2 tRNA genes are annotated in these 447 nt (G+C 42.1%); both read right to left on the bottom strand.

Annotation, left to right across the window (positions count from 1 at the left end):
* Nucleotides 1–232: 232 nt before the first annotated feature.
* Nucleotides 233–308, bottom strand: a tRNA-Ala gene (locus M3189_RS26535).
* Between the two features lie 16 nt (nucleotides 309–324).
* A tRNA-Pro gene (locus M3189_RS26530) sits at nucleotides 325–401 on the bottom strand.
* Nucleotides 402–447: the final 46 nt, after the last annotated feature.

Genomic DNA, 447 nt, shown 5'->3' with positions numbered 1-447 from the left:
CCTGAGCCAGGATCAAACTCTCCAAGAAAGTTGATATAGCTCATTTGTTACGTTGGCTTAGCTTTTATAAAAAGCTAAAAAATTGTTTGTTGACGTTCTTGTTTGTTTAGTTTTCAAAGAGCAATATGTTGTCGCATTGGCGACTTTAATATCTTAACAAATGCAATATAACATTGTCAACATATTTTTTACTAATTTAATTTCGGTTAATTTCACGATTGTGAAATTAACTTGGTGGAGCCTAGCGGGATCGAACCGCTGACCTCCTGCGTGCAAAGCAGGCGCTCTCCCAGCTGAGCTAAGGCCCCATATTATTAAACAGAATGGTCGGGAAGACAGGATTCGAACCTGCGACCCCTTGGTCCCAAACCAAGTGCTCTACCAAGCTGAGCTACTTCCCGTAAAATATGGCGCGCCCGAAAGGAGTCGAACCCATAACCTTCTGAT

Source organism: Neobacillus niacini, from assembly GCF_023715415.1.
GTDB classification, from domain to species: Bacteria; Bacillota; Bacilli; order Bacillales; family Cytobacillaceae; genus Neobacillus; species Neobacillus niacini_C.
Note: the sequence above shows the minus strand (reverse complement) of the source record. Positions and strands in the feature narration are given on the sequence as shown.